The organism is Ruminiclostridium cellobioparum DSM 1351 = ATCC 15832 (assembly GCF_000621505.1).
GTDB lineage: Bacteria > Bacillota > Clostridia > Acetivibrionales > DSM-1351 > Ruminiclostridium > Ruminiclostridium cellobioparum.
The window spans coordinates 261,903-279,268 of record NZ_KK211290.1 but is presented as its reverse complement, the minus strand read 5'-3'; the positions used below and the strand labels follow the sequence as shown (position 1 = coordinate 279,268).

The 17,366-nt window shown below is 42.0% G+C and carries 13 protein-coding genes; 11 read left to right on the top strand and 2 right to left on the bottom strand.

Features of this window, described 5'->3' with window-relative positions:
- From T344_RS29015 to T344_RS0121785, 9 genes are all read left to right on the top strand, one after another.
- A partial coding sequence (locus T344_RS29015) for a polymorphic toxin type 15 domain-containing protein (RefSeq protein ID WP_242842120.1) occupies positions 1-2,190 on the top strand: 2,190 nt, incomplete at its 5' end.
- Between the two features lies 1 nt (position 2,191).
- Positions 2,192-2,752 (top strand): T6SS immunity protein Tdi1 domain-containing protein, encoded by a 561-nt coding sequence (locus T344_RS0121830; protein ID WP_051572148.1) that lies wholly within the window; start codon positions 2,192-2,194, stop codon positions 2,750-2,752.
- 612 nt (positions 2,753-3,364) lie between these two features.
- The gene (locus tag T344_RS0121815; protein ID WP_027630463.1) at positions 3,365-3,919 is read left to right on the top strand and encodes a hypothetical protein; all 555 of its coding nucleotides are present in this window, start codon (positions 3,365-3,367) and stop codon (positions 3,917-3,919) included.
- 46 nt (positions 3,920-3,965) lie between these two features.
- Positions 3,966-4,235, top strand: coding sequence for a hypothetical protein (locus T344_RS0121810; RefSeq protein ID WP_154669466.1), 270 nt, complete (start codon positions 3,966-3,968; stop codon positions 4,233-4,235).
- A 125-nt stretch (positions 4,236-4,360) separates the two neighbouring features.
- On the top strand, positions 4,361-5,494 hold the full coding sequence (locus T344_RS0121805; RefSeq protein ID WP_027630461.1) for a YibE/F family protein: 1,134 nt from the start codon (positions 4,361-4,363) through the stop codon (positions 5,492-5,494).
- Positions 5,491-6,270, top strand: a complete 780-nt coding sequence (locus T344_RS0121800) for a YibE/F family protein (protein WP_027630460.1) — start codon at positions 5,491-5,493, stop codon at positions 6,268-6,270. Before T344_RS0121805 ends, T344_RS0121800 begins: the two co-directional genes overlap by 4 nt.
- A 112-nt stretch (positions 6,271-6,382) precedes the next feature.
- Positions 6,383-8,335, top strand: a complete 1,953-nt coding sequence (locus tag T344_RS0121795) for a spore germination protein (RefSeq protein ID WP_027630459.1) — start codon at positions 6,383-6,385, stop codon at positions 8,333-8,335.
- The gene (locus tag T344_RS0121790) at positions 8,307-9,437 is read left to right on the top strand and encodes a GerAB/ArcD/ProY family transporter (protein WP_340140768.1); all 1,131 of its coding nucleotides are present in this window, start codon (positions 8,307-8,309) and stop codon (positions 9,435-9,437) included. Before T344_RS0121795 ends, T344_RS0121790 begins: the two co-directional genes overlap by 29 nt.
- A complete protein-coding gene (locus tag T344_RS0121785; RefSeq protein WP_027630457.1) occupies positions 9,421-10,713 on the top strand; it encodes a Ger(x)C family spore germination protein in 1,293 nt (430 codons plus the stop codon). Before T344_RS0121790 ends, T344_RS0121785 begins: the two co-directional genes overlap by 17 nt.
- 308 nt (positions 10,714-11,021) lie before the next feature.
- On the opposite strand, the gene T344_RS0121780 is transcribed toward T344_RS0121785, so the two are convergent.
- Positions 11,022-11,876 carry an AraC family transcriptional regulator gene (locus T344_RS0121780; RefSeq protein WP_027630456.1) on the bottom strand — a complete coding sequence of 285 codons (855 nt, stop codon included), beginning with the start codon at positions 11,874-11,876 and terminating at the stop codon, positions 11,022-11,024.
- A 344-nt stretch (positions 11,877-12,220) separates the two neighbouring features.
- Positions 12,221-14,371, bottom strand: a complete 2,151-nt coding sequence (locus T344_RS0121775; RefSeq protein WP_027630455.1) for a glycoside hydrolase family 3 C-terminal domain-containing protein — start codon at positions 14,369-14,371, stop codon at positions 12,221-12,223.
- 790 nt (positions 14,372-15,161) lie between these two features.
- Between T344_RS0121775 and T344_RS0121770 the strand changes: the two genes are divergently transcribed.
- Positions 15,162-16,061: a GGDEF domain-containing protein gene (locus tag T344_RS0121770; protein ID WP_051572146.1), complete on the top strand. Its 900-nt coding sequence runs from the start codon at positions 15,162-15,164 to the stop codon at positions 16,059-16,061.
- Positions 16,062-16,154: 93 nt separating this feature from the next.
- The gene (locus T344_RS0121765) at positions 16,155-17,342 is read left to right on the top strand and encodes an MFS transporter (protein ID WP_027630453.1); all 1,188 of its coding nucleotides are present in this window, start codon (positions 16,155-16,157) and stop codon (positions 17,340-17,342) included.
- The last annotated feature ends 24 nt before the right edge of the window (positions 17,343-17,366 follow it).

Sequence of the window (17,366 nt, the reverse complement as noted above, 5' to 3'; positions counted from 1 at the left end):
GTTACAGCTGCACTTGACAAAATGGCAAAAACAGTGGACGGCATGTTCACAGGAATACAGAAGCTGTATAAGACAGTAATGTCAGGAATAAAAAAATTCCTCAGCATGGATTTTAAAAAAGTGTTCAATGTAGTACTGGAAGGGGCCCGGATAGCAGCCGAAATAGCGGCAGCAGTTGCAACAGGCGGAGGAAGTGTAGTAGTACAGATAGTAACCTGGCTCACAACAACACTGCCCCAGTTATTAAAACAGGTTGGCTCGGTATTAAACTTTGTCAGCACAATCAGAAGCATAAAGCTGTCTGATGTAAAGCAAATCCTGAGCATAGCGGGAATAGGAAGCTACCTTGTAAAAGGCCTGTTCGGACAGCTGAGGGGCTTGCCCCAGGAGCCAAAGGAAGAAGAGGAAAAAGAACCTGCAGCGGGCCGTGAAGAAAAAGGGCTCATAAAAGTACTCCATGCCCTTACAAAAGTCTTAAACGTCCTAAAAGGAGTATATGACAAAATAGCAGGAGGACTGAACAAAATACTGGGGGTCATAAACATAGCGGCAAAACCCTGGTTTGAAAGCTTCAGTGCAATGTATGCAGGAATAGTGACAGTCATCGAAAAAGTGGGAAATCCCGCACAGGCCCTCAGCGAAGGAGCAGAAAAACTAAAAGAGGCAGTAGGAAACTTCTTTGGCAGCATAAAAACCAAAGTAAAAGAAATCTCAGGAAGCATCAAAGAAAAAGTAACACTGCTGGGACAGCCTGCCCAGCTCATAAAAAACATAGCCAGCAAGGCCGTGGACATGGTGCTGAACTTCATCATCACACATCCGCCCTCAGCACTGATAAAAGCTGTATTCAAAGGAATAGAGGCAATAGCCGGCAAGTCCATAGTAGAGCTGATCAGACAATACATACCCTATGCCGACAAGATACTGGACAAAATCGCCGGCTCAGGTCCGGTACAGGGCATAATGAAACCCCTGGAGGGCCCTGTAAAAACAGTGGGAGGAATGATAGACCAGGTCACGAACCAGACAACAGGAATGGTGGACAGTGCCGAGAAAACAACCCTATCTAGCATGGGTAATGGAGCCAAACTGATGACAGCCATGGGAATAGGCGGCCAGGGCAAAACCGGAAGCAATACAGGCGGAAAGGAAACCGGACAGGCCCAGGGCGACAGCAAAGGCGGCAGTAAAACAGAAGGCGGAGGAGACTTCTTCGGAACCGTCAGGAGCGGCATACATAATAACCTCATGACACTAGGCCTTATAAACCTGAAGAAGCTTGGAATGCAGATACTGGCAGCCGGAGCAGCCAAAATATCAGGAGCCATAAGAAAAATGCTGACTCCGAAGGTCAAATTCAAGCTGGGCAATGAAACCCATGAACTGTGGGTGGAACAGGATAAAGATAGAAACTCCGTAATGATGGCAAGCCTAAAAGGAACAGAAGTTGAAGAAAATTCAGAAGCGAGCAGGATTTTGGCAGAAAGTGGAGAATTAAGAGATAAGCTGGAAAAAACCAAGAAAAAGCAGAGTGAATCACAGGCTAACGCAAATCTTCAAGATCTTGCTCAGGGTATGCAAGCGGCTGGTCAGGGAGAAAGTGAAGTTGACTCCAAAGAAGACGACAAGCCTAAACCAATGGATAGAGTTATTAAAGTTCCACCATTCAATGTGAAGGCTAAGTTTAAAGAGTTAAAAGAGGAATATGAAAGGCAAGTCAAGGGTCAAGAAGATGGGTTGAATAGATTAACGATTGGGGAGTTTCTTAAGAACAGAGAGTTTTATGTGAGGAGACTTGAGGAACAAAAACTGGAGGGTAAGAAGAATCCCAGTGGAAGAGATCCAAAGGGAAATACTGAACAACAGCGAATTAGGGATGAAGCGTTTGAAGATAAGTTTAATGAGTATTTGGATGATGGTATTGAACCAGAAGAGGCAAGAGAAAAAGCTAATAAATGGATAAAAACTCAAGCGGCACTGCATGACCCAGATCAAATTGCAGGTGGTAATCCAGAAAATGTAACTGGAATGGGAAATGCCAGAATAAATTTTTCTATTGGATCTCAATGGAAAACAAGGGCAGATGTTCTTGAAAATGGGGTGAATAAATACATTACGGACAAAAATTTGCCTGATAAAGATTTTAAAAAAGTTCTTCTGAATGTTAAATTATCTTGTGGAGGTATTTAGTATGAAAGAATCCATGGAACAAGTATTTTGTGATTTTAAATTGTCTGAGAAGGTGAGTAAAGATACAATTAACAAATATAAGGACAAAGTTGGAGAAGATGTAATAGAAATATGGGAAAAGTATGGCTTTGGAAGTACATTTAGAGGATACTTAAAGGTAATAAATCCAGATCTATTACATAAATTATTGGAAGAAACGTATATAATGCCATTGAATGAGATACCTATTTTTGTAACAGGTATGGGTGATATTATTGTATGTGATAGTAGAGGGAATTTTGTGATATTAGATTATAGACATCAAAGAATTAAGGTTATGTGGACTAAAAGAAATATAAGATGGAATTATTTCTTAAATAACTTTTTTCAAGAGGATTATTGGAAATGGAGTCCGTATTTTGAAGCGGTGGGAAAATACGGAGAACCTGCGTATGATGAATGTTTTGGATATGAACCATTGTTAAGTTTAGGAGGAAAAGAAAGTGTTGATAATTTAAAAAAAGTCAAATATGAAGTTTATATATCACTTATTGGTGAGTTTCAGGGAGTATTATCTTGTTAAGGTTTAAACTTATATTTGTAAATTAGTGAGAAAGGTTCATTTACATATTAAAGTAAAATACCGATATCTATACATAAAGTGCAAGATGATTCCAGAAAATTTAATTAAAATTGCCTCAAGAACAATAAGAAGAGAAAGCAGGAGTATTAGGATTCAATGCTGAAATGTCATTGAAAACAAGAAAAAGGTTAGTAATATACAAAGCGAGGTCACACAGTTTCGGCTGATGTGGCCTTGTTTTATCTATCATGCAGAGATTAACGTATCAAAAAGAAATGGTAAATAAATATCTTTCTTTTTTCAACAGTAACAGCCTTTCCAACAAATACCTGCTGGCTTTTTCCGGAGCTTTCAATTTTGAATACCTTCCCCCGGAGGCGGGAGAAGAAGGCTTAATGGGTAAAAGCTGAAACTGTTAAGGAGATCCTCAATACCATAAAAGAACAGTTAAAGCTTGGGTATCCTACCGCCATATCCATAAATACCTACTGGTGTCCCTGGAGCCGGAATTATCAAAAACACAGTCTCGGACACACCTGCCTCGCTCTGGATATTGACGGCAGCAACAATATTATATGTATTGATCCTGTAGCCGGACTGAATCACTTTAAATTGCCCTATGCTGATTTCGAAAAGGGTTACGCCTTCTACTCGACATTTCATTTTGAAGAATTTTCAGGTGCTTTTGATTACAAAGTCATATTGTCGGGATCTGTGGAAAAAATCCAACAGTCGAATATTTTTAACAACCTGGAAAGTTTTATAATCGATTTTACAACAAAGTTTAATTTTGAAGACGAATTCAGGGGAGCCAGGTCCAACATATGGGGCTCACTATTTTACAGAAATCTCATGTATGTGTCGGGCTCCAGACTTCTTTACTCCCAGTTTATAGACCATATAAATAAGAATTTACAGAATCCGGGCCTTGATAATATTGTCAAGGATTTTCAAAATGTATCCACCAAATGGAAGTTTGCAATAAGCTGGCTGCTTAAAGGGGTATACACAGGTTATTCTCCTGTCATACACGATAAGGCACTCAAAATATTTGAAGATATTTTAAAAGAAGAAAGAAACATTCTCAGCAAGCTTCAAGATGCTCTGGACAATACCGGTTCAGCTCAAAATGAAAAGAATGCAAAAACACCGGCTTTGATATTATAACTGAAGAGACCGAGTGCACTTTTATTGGGGTAATTATACTGAGTATATGACATTAAACCATGCCGGCGGAAACCGGGACATGGTGCGGGTAGACCTCAGTGACTGGGCAGCCGGTCATCCCTTATACGACGAAAAGGTCATATGGAAAGGTAAGGTTTACGATAAAAACGAAGACAGGCTGTATTATAATTTATATAGTATATTCGCTGTACAGAGGTCTTTTCCAGGTACTGTAAAGCTGGAAAGCATAACCCTGCCCCAGTGCACTAACATGCATATCTTTGCAATCACCCTCTTTAAACAGCTTAAAAAATAGCTTTAAACTTTTGGCTTATTCATTAAATTAGCTTCTGAATATTGAATTTATCAATTCTTATGCTTGGTTTTGTATTATTTTGGGTGTATTATAATAAGAAATAATGAATTCAAGGACAGGAACTTATGAAAATACCTGGTTTAAATAGCGGTAACTACAGGCATAGGGCTGTGTTTACCATATTTTTAGTAATTTTGTCGCTGGGTGCAGTTATATTCGCAAATAATAATGAAAGCTTTTATACCAGACCAATAGCTAAGATTACGTCAGTAACAGAGACTCATACAAAGCAGTCAGGTGATATTTACGGCAATTCCGAGAAGATATACACCCAGGATATAAGAGCGGTGGTGATGAATGGAGTTCACAGGGGAGAGAGGATAACTCTGAGTAATAATACTTCCGAATCCCAGGTGTTTGATACCCGGTATGAAGTCAGGGACGAGGTTTTTATTTCATACAGGGAGGATGCTCAAAAAAACATCATATCAGCCGGTATCCTGGATTTGAAACGGGACAGGCAGCTTGTGTATGTCATAATTATATTTGTATTTCTTATTGTTGTGATTGGAAGGAATAAAGGTTTGAGATCACTGGCCAGTGTTTCTGTCAATATTATGATTTCATGGATGCTTATCGACCTTTATGTCAAAAGGTATAATGTTATTTTGATTACGGCGGCAGCCAGTCTGCTGTTCATTCTGATATCCATTCTCCTGGTGAATGGGATCAATAACAAAAGCTTTGCGGCAATATGCGGAACCATTGCCGGAACTCTGTTTTCACTTCTTCTGACACTTGCGGTAATCCTGGTTACCGATGGGAAAGGCATATATTATGACGAAATGGATTTTTTAGCCTATGACTCCACCAGGCTGTTTATTGTAGAAGTGATAATAGGTACTCTGGGTGGGATTATAGACATTGCAATAACCATCTCATCAGCCATCAATGAAATTTATATGAAGAATCCGGATATTGAAGTTAAAATGCTTGTCAGCTCAGGCAGGGAGATTGGGAAGGATATTATGGGAACCATGGCCAATGTACTTGTGTTTGCATATATCAGCGGAAGCATTCCCATGATAATACTCTGGATTAAGAATGGATATTCGACCTTTAACATCATAAATTATAACTTGTCTCTGGAAGTAACCCGGGCACTGACCGGGAGTATAGGCATAGTTATCAGTATTCCCATAACCATTTATATCTCGGTATTACTATTGACATATAAAAGAAGCGGAGTTAAAACATGAGTGTTACATTTGTATTATTGATAATTTTACTATTCCTGATGGCCGTAGTGGGAAAAAACAGAGGATTAAAGTCTTTCGCCATGCTTATAGTGAACTTTTTTACCTTTTTTGCAATGCTGAAATTGATTTCTTCAGGTATCGACCCTGTTAAGGCTACGGTCATAGGCTGTATTGTAATCAGTTTCATTACTTTGTTTTTAATAAACGGCTTTAATAAAAAAACGGTTTCATCGTTTATAGCTGTGTGCCTGGTGGTGCTGCTGACACTGTTATTGGTATATAAAATAGGTTCAGATGCCAGGCTGCAGGGTTTCAGCAATGAAAACCCGGGAAGAGCGGCATATTTGTCATATTATGTTCATATTGACTTCTCAAAACTGGTCGTATGTGAAATACTGATCGGGCTGATAGGTGCTGTTATAGATGTTTCCATTTCAATCTCATCCTCCATGCAGGAGATATTCAGCAATAATTCATACATTAATAAACATGACCTGCTGAAGTCCGGTATTAATATCGGCAGGGATATACTGGGCACCATGACAAACACTCTGCTTTTCGCATACATTGGCGGTTTTATGACCCTTCTGCTCTGGTTTGATATAACAAACTATCCCTTGAGCAAATTGATCAATTCCAAACTGTTTTGTCCTGAAGTTTTTCAAATACTGTGCAGCGGCATAGGAATAATACTGATTATCCCTGTAACTGCAATCATCACAAGCGCAATTCTTTTAATAAAATTCCCGGCAGGAAAATTATCAGACTCTCATTGATGGATAAGAACCTTAAAGTACAGGTAAAATATACAATTTTCTCCTTATGATATTTTAATATGCTTTGGAAATGATATTAATACACACCATTGCTTACAATAAGGAGGAAATTATGGCTAAAAAGAGAGGTATTCCGGGCCTGTTTTCGCTTTTGACCTATAAAAAACCAAAAGAAGAGGAGAGTTTTTACATCCCCGAGACAGAAGAGGAGAAAAGACAGGCCAGAAAGATCAGGGGAGTAGAACATAAGGTCAGGGGAATAATAAAGCCGACTCCGGTGTCAATGATAAAAAAGGTAAAGACAAAGGAACAGTCTAAAGGCAAAAAGAAAGAAACAGCCAGGGAAGATCAACCCGGAAAAAAATATCAGGTTGTGAATAAAGATGATGGCAATATACTTGCTGAAGAGATTTCAAGAGATATTGATGAGAATATGGAGCTTGTCAAAAAGGCTTTTAATGCTGAAAAAAACAAGGATATCATCATCCGGGAATTCACTGTCGGGGGCAGACTCAGAGCTTTCATTTCATATATTGACGGTATGGCGGACAGGATTACCATAAACGATTTTATTATTAAACCCCTTATGATAAAAAAGGAATTTCAGGAGGAGGACTGCAGTCTGGACAGGATTCTCCGGGGAGTTCTTGAAACAAACCAGGCCACCAAAATTTCTGAAACCGAGGAAATGATATACGAGATCCTTGTGGGCAATACATGTCTGTTTGTTGAAGGCTGTGATTACTGCGTATCCAGTGAGACAAAGGGGTACGAAAGGCGTGCTGTGAGTACGCCCCAGACCGAAGGAGTCGTAAGGGGCTCCCAGGAAGCTTTCACAGAAAATATGCGCACCAATGTAACCCTGGTCAGGCGTATTGTAAAAAACAAGGATCTGTCAACGGAATTTCTGAAGATAGGTACAAGAAATCAAAACCAATGTGCAGTGATGTACATTGACGGATTAATTAATCCGGCTATAGTAAAGGAGATAAAAAGAAGGATAAAAGGTCTGAAAACCGACTTTATAGCCGGCAGCGGAATGCTGGAGCAGTTTATTGAAGAAAATACCTGGTCAATAGTTCCGACCATTCTGTCCACGGAAAGACCTGACAGAACAGCCTCCCACCTTATAGAGGGCAAAGCTGCCATCATTGCAGACGGCACGCCATTTGCACTGATAGTGCCTGTAAGTATTGCAACAATGCTTCATACCCCTGAAGACACCACTTTGAGGTGGCAATACGGAACACTCCTGAGAATTATCAGAATTTTTGCCTTATTTATTGCAACCTTTATACCGGGACTTTATGTTGCATTAACAAACTTTCACAGAGAAATGATACCAACCGATCTGTTGATTGCAATTGCAAAAGCCCGTGAAAATGTACCTTTTCCAACTATTATGGAGGTTCTGCTGATGGAAGTATCCTTTGAACTCATCCGGGAAGCAGGCATCAGAATACCCGGGATTATAGGAAATACCATAGGCATCATCGGGGCACTTATACTGGGACAGGCGGCAGTTCAGGCCAACCTGGTCAGCCCTGTCCTCATCATAATCGTTGCGATAACAGGACTGGGGAATTTTGCGGTTCCCGATTTCAGTGTAGCTTTTGCAGCCAGAATTTCCAGGCTGGTTTTTATAATACTGGGAGCATTTCTGGGTTTTTACGGTATTTCCCTGGGCATAGTAGTGGGAGCTGTTATGCTGGCATGTACCAAATCCTTTGGTGTTCCCATGCTGACCTATTTTGCCCCTAAAGTCAGTAACAGCAACGATCTTGTTATAAGAAGGCCTATATGGATGCAGGAATTCAGGCCGGAGAATGTAAATCCTCTGGATGTCACAAGACAGTCGAAAGTGTCAAGAAAATGGGTTGAAGAAGCACCTGCTCCGGCTGAGGATTCCGATGAGGAAGAGCAGGTGGGTAAACGGGAGAGCAAAACAGAAGGCGAAGAAACAGGCGGCAAAGAGATAAAAGGAAGAGAAAAAAAGGGAAGCGGGAAAAGTCGGGAAGGCATTGAGGATGAGGAGGATGAAGAAGATGACGACGATCAGGAATAGGGAAGGTGCCTTCGGAACCTATGAGGCAATCTGCATTACCTCAACTTTGATGATAACAAAGATTTTCTATACCAGCATATCTGTAATCATTGACATTGAGGGGACGTCGGGCTGGATTGGTACTATTGTTTCCTGTCTGACAACTCTTGTGATGTTCTCTTTGATATATATGCTGATGAAACGCTTTCCCAATAAGGATATTACGCAGATATTCGAAGCAGTATTGGGCCGGTTTAGCGGAAAGGTGCTGTCTCTGGTATTTTCGGCATATCTTTTGTTTTATGCTGCCTCAAGTCTCAGGGAGTTCGTAGAGATGATAAAAGCGTATAACCTTCCTTATTCACCGCCCAGCTTATTGATTTTCGCTTTTATAGCAGTGTGCGCCATAGTGGCTTATTATGGCCTGGAAGGGATTGCACGCATATCGGGAATCTTTTTTATTCCGGTCATTGTTGCACTTTTTGTTATACTGCTGCTGGCAAGTCCGAATTATAATATCAATTATATGAAACCATATCTTGGGTATGGATTAAAAGAGACAGTAGTCACAGGTCTGCTGCGGTGCTCCGCATATGACGAAGTGCTCATACTGGCCTTTATGATAAATTCCATGCATGGGCTGAAAACCTTCAAAAGGGCCGGGTATGCCAGCATAATCATAACAGGTATCACCTTCAGCAGCAACCTGCTATGTAATGTACTGGCCTTCACATATACAGGGGGAAGGGAAAACCTGTCCGGACTTTTTGAATTATCAAGAGCTATTTATTTCAACAGATTTGTACAGAGACTGGAGTCGATCTTTCTGTTTGCCTGGGTCATATCCTCACTGGTGTCGGTGTCAATAGCCTTCTATTTATCCATAAACATATATACCAAGGCCTTTAGAATCCCTGGGCACAGGCCGCTGATATTTCCCTTCAGCTTTTTATTGTTTATGGTGGCTCTCGTCCCGAAGAATATGTCCGAGGTAGTTCAGCTAAATATTCATTTCATCAGACAGTACAGCTGCTTTTTTATATATCTTGTACCTGTATTGATACTGTTTATTGCAGTAATATTCCGCAAAAGGGGTGATATTGTCCATGGTAAAAAGAATTAGTTTATTAATAATAGTCTGTCTGTTTATCGGCTCTGTTACCACTGCCTGCTATGATGCCGTTGAGGTGGATGACGAGGTTTATGCACTGGTGCTTGGCCTTGATAAGGGAATAACAAATAAAATAAGGGTTACCATTCAATATCCCACGTACAAGAATTCGGGAGGAGGAAGCGGAGGAGGACAGGATAAGAAGGCCGGAGGCGGAGGGATGGAAGGCTCCAATGAAGCTGCCGGAACCAATATTCATACCATCGAGGCCCCATCCATTCTGGAAGCCCTTGATATGTACGGAATGGCTGTATCGAGAAGAATATCCCTGATGCACATGAAAAATTTAATAATGTCCGAGGACCTGGTCAAGGAGGGAATACAGCCTTTTCTGGCTCCGCTGGCAAGATTCAGACAGGCGAGGAGAGTGGTTAATATAGCGGTGGTAAAAGGGACCGCACAGGATTATATTCGAGACAATACGTCAAATATTGGTGAAAGCTTGTCCAAAGCAATGGAGCTGATGTCTGTTCAGGCAGACAATACAAGTTTCTTTCCCAGGGTCACCTTCTATAATTTTTATACTGCACTGCTGTCCACTTATGAGCAGGGCTTTACCGCATACAGCGGGATCAACGATTTCAAGCAGCTGCCTGAAGGACAGCAAAAAACAGAATCGCCTCTAAACCTTGACAATGGGTATGAGCCAGGGAGAATTCCCAGATCCGGTGTTGCAAAAAGGGAATTCGCCGGTACTGCCGTATTTAAAGGGGATAAGATGGTGGGAACACTGAACTCCGAAGAGACGAGATATTTTCTCATGATTACCGGGAAATTCAAGAGAGGGATAATAGATATTCAGGACGAGGAATTACCGGAGTATGTTATTCCTATGGATTTCCGGCTCAGCAGGAAGCCTGTCATAAAGGGCTATTTTAAAAAAGGACGGCCTGTTGTCAGTGTGAGTCTTGAACTGGAGGCGGATATAGGCTCAATACAGAGCAGAATAGATTATGAGGACAGGAACAAAATTGAAAAATTGAATGATGACGCCGAAAAATATATCCGGGAAAGAGTAACACAGGTAATCGGAAAGGTCCGGGATGAGTATAAATCCGATATTTTCGGCTTCGGACAACAATTCGCAGGCTATTTCTCCAATATCGGGGAGTGGGAAAAATTTAACTGGAACTCACATTTTCAGGAAGCCGGAGTCAATGTCAAAGCCAACGTAAATATCCGGAGGACCGGGCTTATGTGGAAATCCTCCAGGGTGACCGACAAGTAGCAGAATTTGCAAAGATAAAGGTGATACAGCTGGCGGCTGTCTGCAAAAGATTTATATTACGGAAGACGGAGTGATTGATTTGATTTATATACTTTCTATTTTCATGCTTATGGCAGGGTACTACAGCCTTACCTATGGTGTAAGTCTATGGAGGGATGACCATAAAAGACTTGGAAGCGTTGGAGTTATACTGATATCGGTCTTAGGTACGTTAATTCCAATTGCATTCATGTTTTTTGAGCGGTAACGGTCGTGGTACGGATATGACCGGGAATTTGCGAAATTGAATTTGATATTTACATTTATAATTAAATACCTATTTTCTTATAGATGGAAGGGGAGCAGCCTTTTACGGTTTTAAAGGACCTGTTAAAGGTCACTATACTGTTAAAACCGACGGTATAGGCGATATCAGCTACCGACATGCCTGAATTTATCAAATAATGTTCAGCCTGCTTGATCCTGTATTCATTCAAGTAACGGCTGAAATTTTTTTCTGTAATGTCCTTGAAAATCCTTGAAAAGTAAAATTCACTGAAGCCCGCTGCCCTGGCCACATCTGCCAGTGAAATGTCATTCATGTAGTTTGTCTCGATAAACTTAAAGGCTTCGGACAGCTTGTCCAGCCCCTGAATTTTCTTCACTGTATCGGTCCTGTTTTGGGGTTTTACCCTATCCATGACATAATTTGAAATAATGGCCAAAATGTCATAAAGTCTGGCACTTAAAAAAAGCTGATAACCAAAGGCCTTTTTATTGTAACTGTCAATTATACTTAATATATGGACTTTCAGATCATTATAAAACGGCAGCTCCTGCCTGGATATTCTGATGGTATTGGATATAAGGGGCTTGATAACGGTATTGCTTCCCAGAGCATTGAAGGCTGATGTCTCAAATTGGATGAAAAACCTCCTGCCATGGTTGTTCTTATTTGAAAATCCGTGAGTATCACCATTTGCAATGAACAGAATATCTCCCTCATCAAGTGCGATTTCGCTGTTGTTGACAGTAATGTTAAATGTGTTTTTTTCAACATAAAGCAGTTCAACAGCGGGATGCCAGTGAACAGGGTAAGTAAAATCCACTTGAGTGTTGTCCTCCAACCTGAAGGGAAATTCTACTGAAAATATATTCTTTTCGTGCAGACCTTCAACGAACATAAATTTGCAGCTCCATACAGTGTATCTATATTATTTGTTTTGAATAAGACAAGCAGTCATATCAAGTATATCATTTTCCGGCATGATATTGTATGGGAAGTTAACTTACGTACTAACTTCATGAAATAAGGATGCCCCCAAAAAATTACGAAAATTGTATCGTCTCATTTAAAGCGGTTTTACCGTCGTCGACAATTTACCGCAATTGTTTTTAACTGTGCATCTTATTTCATGAAGTTGTACTCGCGTACCAGTTGATTCTAATTAAATCTATCTGTAAAGCAAAACAAAACTTTAATTAGCACACGAGTCAACTTATGTTTTTGCCACTTTTGTTTCTGGCTTTATGCCAATTCGAAGCAGCCTCTCAGCACCTTGCAGCCTGTCAGGCTGACGCTTCTGGCATCCGGCTGGCTTCCGCCGACATAGACCTCGAAGATTCCGGGCTCCAGAACGGAATCGCCTTCATCGGTCACAAGCAGCATATCCTCCGCTGTCAAAGCCAGACTTACTTCTTTTTGTTCTCCGGGCTTGAGACTTACTTTCCGGACTCCTCTGAGCTGCCATCTGGGAGCAGTGACACTGGTTTCAACATCCTTCAGATAAAGTTGTACAACTTCACTGGCTTCCATACTTCCTGCATTTTTTATTTTAGCTGTACAGGTAATACTGTCTCCCGGTTTGATTTTATCCGAGGACAGGGTTAAGTCACTGAACTCAAATCTGGTATATCCAAGACCATAGCCGAATGGGTAAAGTGCTTCATTTTCCATATACTTATAAGTCCTGTTTTTCATGGAGTAGTCATGGAAATCAGGAAGTTCCTCGGTTGTCCTGTAGAAGGTCACAGGCAGCTTGCCGCAGGGACTGAATTCTCCGAAAAGCATTCCGGCAATAGCCCTTCCCCCTTGAGCACCTGGATACCATGCCTGAACGATGGCCGGCACATTTTTGTCAGCCCAGGTGACAGACAGGGCACTTCCTGCCAGCAGCACAAGGATGACCGGTTTGCCGGCAGCCGTTACGGCCTCCAGAAGCTGCTGCTGCAGCCCGGGAAGGTTCAGGTCGAATTTGTCGCCTGCCCCATATTCGTTTCCTGCATCACCTTCTTCACCTTCGATGGTGGCGTCAAGTCCGAGACAGAGTACGACAACATCTGATTTCCCGGCTGCAGCCACGGCTTCGGCGATTCTGTCGTTTGGCATGGCCAGGCCTTCAACTTTATCCTTGTACAGGTGACAGCCCTGGGAATAGTTAATTCTGACAGTGTCGGGCAGTATTTCGCGGATGCCGTCCAGTACTGTAATATACTGTGACGGAGTTCCAAAATAGTTGCCCATGAGGGCATCCCTGCTGTCGGCATTGGGACCGATGACGGCAATGGACTTCAAGCCGTCCTTTTTAAGAGGAAGCAAACCGTCATTTTTCAGAAGCACCAGAGATTCTCTTGAGGCTTTAAGTGCAAGAGCCCTGTGTTCTTTACAGTCAACCACATCATAAGGGGTATCTGCAAAAGGAACCTTTTCATCCCTGTCGAACATACCCAGCTTCATACGGGTCATCATCAGGCGGGTAACCGATTCGTTTATCTTCTCTTCGGTAATGAGGCCCTCCTGGTATGCAATCATCAGGTTCAGATACATATTACCGCAGTTGGTGTCACAGCCGTTGTTGACAGCCAGTGCAACTGATTCGGGAGCTGTTTTTGTAACCATGTGATGTTCATGGAAGTCCTTGATTGCCCAACAGTCTGAGGTTACATGTCCCTGGAAGCCCCAGTCGTCCCTGAGAATGTCCTGGAGCAGGGTTTTGCTTCCGCAGCAGGGCTCACCGTTGGTTCTGTTATAGGCACCCATTACAGCTTCAACCTTTGCATCCTGCACCAGTTTTTTGAAGGCAGGCAGATAGGTTTCATACATGTCTTTTTTGGAGGCTACCGCGTTGAAGCTGTGGCGCTCTCCCTCGGGGCCGCTGTGTACGGCAAAGTGCTTGGCGCAGGCCGCAGTTTTCAGGTATTTGCTGTCGTTTCCCTGGAGGCCTTCAACAAACTTGATGCCAAGCAGGGCGGTGAGATACGGGTCTTCGCCATAGGTCTCATGGCCGCGGCCCCAGCGGGGATCTCTGAAGATATTGATATTTGGTGACCAGAAGGTAAGACCCTTGTAAATGTCATGGTCGTCTCTTCTTTGGAATTCGTGGTACTTTGCTCTTCCCTCGGTGGAAATAACATCTGCTATCTCAAAGATTAAATCCTCATCAAAAGTTGCAGCCATACCGATGGCCTGCGGAAAAACAGTTGCTGTTCCGGCCCTGGCAACGCCATGCAGCGCCTCGTTCCACCAGTTGTAGGAAGGTATTCCCAAACGGGGTATTGCCGGGGAATTGTAGAGCATCTGAGATGTTTTTTCCTCAAGAGTCATTCTGGATACCAGATCCTTGACACGTTCCTCAAAACTTAAACTTTCATTCATGTAAGCCGGTTTTTCGTGAGTCATATTAACCTCCATGAGCCGCAATAGCGGCCACAAAATAATAATGAAATTTGTTCTCTCCCTCATCCGCTATAAGGTGAATAAAGGAGGTTAATTGGCCATGTGCGCTTTCAAAGTATTGGTAAATACTTTGAATATTTCGCACGGCCATAAATTCACAGGTTGGTTTGGAAGACGAACGTAAGTGAAGTCTTTCAAGCTAACCTCCATGAGCCGCATAGCAGCCATAAATATTATAAAAATTTTTTTGCTCCAGTATCCGCTGAGAGGCGAATACTGCTAATTTTACCTTATTCACTAATTAATAATATATCCCAGTTATTTTTATATGGCATTTCATTTTTTGTCCAATATTAATCATTTCATGCTGTGGACTGTAAGCTGAAAATTTTTTGAAAAAATGTTAATAACAGCATTACACTTTTTAAGCAGTGCGCGAGGCTGGTATTAATCAATGGATTGCCTGATCAGAAGAGCTTGCTTGAAATTTGTGGGCTTACTCAAAGCACATCATGCCGGGAAATTGACAGGACGTCAATTTGAGCAGCACTCGAGACCCGGATGGTCGAGTTGCTGCGACGGCTGAGAGGTGCTTTGAGTAAGCCATACTATTTCAGGCAAGTTCTTCGGGGGCAATCCATTGATTAATACCGGCCGGGAGCACTGCTTTCAAGTCTAAAAAGCTTATTAATTTTTTCAAAAACAAAAGCCGGGTCAAATATTGTCGCAGTATATGGTTAAAATATGTGTATCGAAAAAGCGGCTGCTATAAAAAAAGATGGGAGGTGACGAAGTGAAGGAAAAAGATTTTGAGCAGTTATTGGGCTGTTTGGATATTATACGCAATATGTACGAGCATATAAGGTTTGTGGACCCTGTAAATTCAAAGGTGATAAATGTAAATGAAAAGAATGAGATAGATACCGAAGCTGAAGAAATAAAATGCTACACCTTTTGGGGAAACACAACCGTGTGTAAAAATTGTATTTCCATGCGCGCCTATATAGAAAATAAATCTTTTGTAAAAATAGAATATAACCCGGACAAAATTGTTATGACAACCGCTGTACCGGTGGAATTGAAGGAAGGACGGGTGGTGGTTGAACTCCTGAAAGATGCTACCGACAGTTTGATTTTTGAAAACAAATTGAGCGGTGACATAACAGAGCTGCTCATAATGATAGACAATATCAACAATCTGGCTGTAAGAGACGCACTGACGGGGATATACAACAGAAGGTATATCAACGAGAAACTTCCCATAGAGCTGATGTCATCGATAATCAACAAAAAACTGCTGTCGGTTATAATGATTGATATTGATCATTATAAAAGAGTCAATGATACCTATGGACATCTGGTAGGGGATACGGTACTGAAGACTCTGACCGGAATTATCCAGTCCTGCATCCGAAGAGATACCGACTGGCTGGCCCGCTACGGCGGAGAGGAGTTTTTGGTGTGCCTTCCCGGAGCGCCTTTGCGAATGACGGTTGAAATTGCCGAGAGCATGAGAAAGGCAATCGAAAGCAGGACAATTGTGAGCGGGGATCATGAAATAAAGGTAACTGCAAGCTTTGGAGTGAGTTGCAGAATATATACCAAGGACAATAATTATGAGGACGTCATTGAGGAAGCCGACAAAAATCTCCTTTTGGCCAAACGAAATGGAAGGAACAGGGTGGAATGGTGATTTTGTTTTGTTATTTAATTATTTGTGTTATCATTTATACTGTTGCTTCTATTGCACGTTTAAATTTACAGCATATGGGAATGAGATAAATCTATGGTCAAAAATGTAAAAATACACTTGTTATATACTGTTACTGCACTTTTTTGGTTTTCTACGTACATATATTCACCGGTACTGCCGACTTATATAAAATCACTGGGGGCGTCATACCTGATGGTGGGACTAATATTAGGCTGCTATGGAGTGGGTCAGCTGGTGTTCAGAGTGCCAATCGGCATTATTTCCGACAGGCTGGGGAAAAGAAAAATATTTATAAGCCTTGGACTTTTATCACTTGTAATATCTTCGGCAGGCTTGTATTTATATGATCAGCCCATGCTTATTCTGGTTTTCAGAAGTTTTTCAGGAGTTGCTTCTGCGTTCTGGGTCATATTTACAGTACTTTACTCCAGCTATTTTGATGAAAGCGAAGCAACCAAAGCAGTGGGGGTATTAAATGCCTTCTGCAACGGAGGGATATTGCTGGGGCTTGTTTCAGGGGGGTTCATCGTAGACGGTTTCGGCGTCAGGGCTACATTTTTTGTATCCCTGATAATCGCTGCCATAGGTCTTCTCCTGAGCTTTGGCATTTCGGAAAAGAAGCTGGAAAGGAAACCGGCCCAGGTCAAAGAACTGCTCATGGTAGTCCGGGAGGGCAATTTCCAAACGGTTGCGGCAATCGGTGTAATCTGCCAGTTTGTATCCTTTGCAACAATTTACGGTTTTACCCCGGTTGTGGCAAAAAATCTGGGGGCTTCGGAATTTCAGATTGCCATGCTTACAGCCCTGTCGGCAGTTCCGGGGGTAATAGGTTCTGCGCTCAGCGGTTCCTTCTTTGCCCGGAAGCTTGGGGAACGCAGGACAATAATCTATGGTCTTATAATTTCAGCGGCTTCCTGCTGCATAATACCTTTTTCGCATAATCTGGCCATGCTCTCTGTTTCACAGCTTTTAGGAGGCTTTGGAACGGGAACGGTTTTCCCGCTGCTTATGGGACTCAGCATACAGAATGTACCCGGTGACAAACGGGCAACTGCCATGGGTGTTTTTCAGGCAATATACGGTCTGGGCATGTTCATGGGGCCGACCGTGGTCGGAGCACTGACGGATGGGATCGGTATAAAGTGGGGATTCATTACCATAGGTGCAGTGGCTCTGGCAGGAATTTTTGTGGCAATGCAATATAAGCAGGAGGGAGTCAATTCCGGAAAGAAAGCCGGCACCGGACTGAACCTCAAATAATATACATTCGCAGCATATAAGGGG

Coding starts and splice junctions, on each gene's coding strand:
- T344_RS0121830 (WP_051572148.1), top strand. CDS start 2,192: ATGAAAGAATCCATGGAACAAGTATTTTGTGATTTTAAATTGTCTGAG.
- T344_RS0121810 (WP_154669466.1), top strand. CDS start 3,966: ATGACATTAAACCATGCCGGCGGAAACCGGGACATGGTGCGGGTAGAC.
- T344_RS0121805 (WP_027630461.1), top strand. CDS start 4,361: ATGAAAATACCTGGTTTAAATAGCGGTAACTACAGGCATAGGGCTGTG.
- T344_RS0121800 (WP_027630460.1), top strand. CDS start 5,491: ATGAGTGTTACATTTGTATTATTGATAATTTTACTATTCCTGATGGCC.
- T344_RS0121795 (WP_027630459.1), top strand. CDS start 6,383: ATGGCTAAAAAGAGAGGTATTCCGGGCCTGTTTTCGCTTTTGACCTAT.
- T344_RS0121790 (WP_340140768.1), top strand. CDS start 8,307: ATGAAGAAGATGACGACGATCAGGAATAGGGAAGGTGCCTTCGGAACC.
- T344_RS0121785 (WP_027630457.1), top strand. CDS start 9,421: ATGGTAAAAAGAATTAGTTTATTAATAATAGTCTGTCTGTTTATCGGC.
- T344_RS0121780 (WP_027630456.1), bottom strand. CDS start 11,876: ATGTTCGTTGAAGGTCTGCACGAAAAGAATATATTTTCAGTAGAATTT.
- T344_RS0121775 (WP_027630455.1), bottom strand. CDS start 14,371: ATGACTCACGAAAAACCGGCTTACATGAATGAAAGTTTAAGTTTTGAG.
- T344_RS0121765 (WP_027630453.1), top strand. CDS start 16,155: ATGGTCAAAAATGTAAAAATACACTTGTTATATACTGTTACTGCACTT.